Raw genomic sequence first — 510 nt, 5'->3', positions numbered from 1 at the left:
ATCTGGTGGTAGAGGTCGGTGGTGTAGAGCAGCCAGAGTCCGCCTGCGTTGAGCGTGGCGGCGACGGCCGGATGGGTCACGGCGCGCACGACGGGGTGGCGCAGCAGGCCCGTCAGCGTCCGGGCGCGGGCCGCCGGAAGGGCCCGCAGCGCGAGCGTGACGGGGGCACCGAGAACCAGGAGGAGCGGCGCAAGCATGCCGAGCAAAACGTGCCCGAGCATGTGGGCGGTGAAGCTGGCACGGGCCGCCTCGGCGACCGGGCCGAGCAGGGCCGCGCCGACGCAGAGGAGCCCCGCGTACCACAGGGCGGTGCGGTGCGCCGGCCACGGGCTGCGGTCGCGCGCGGCCCGCAGGGCGGCCGCGTAGCCGGCGGCGGCGGCGAGCAGGACGAGGACGACGCCGATCTCGAGCACCGCCCAGGGACCCGCGGTGTGCTGGTGGCTCATCACGTCGCTCAACGGGAGGGGCGGGCCCGCCGCAGCAGAAGGAGACCGACGAGGACGAGCAGCA

1 protein-coding gene is annotated in these 510 nt (G+C 75.5%); it reads right to left on the bottom strand.

The window, feature by feature from the left end; translation table 11 throughout:
* A partial coding sequence (locus ABD774_RS21635; protein ID WP_345045869.1) for a cytochrome c oxidase assembly protein occupies nucleotides 1–446 on the bottom strand: 446 nt, incomplete at its 3' end.
* Between the last annotated feature and the right edge of the window lie 64 nt (nucleotides 447–510).

The sequence above is a fragment of the Georgenia daeguensis genome (assembly GCF_039537705.1).
Classification (GTDB): domain Bacteria; phylum Actinomycetota; class Actinomycetes; order Actinomycetales; family Actinomycetaceae; genus Georgenia; species Georgenia daeguensis.
This window is presented reverse-complemented; position numbering and strand designations above follow the sequence as displayed.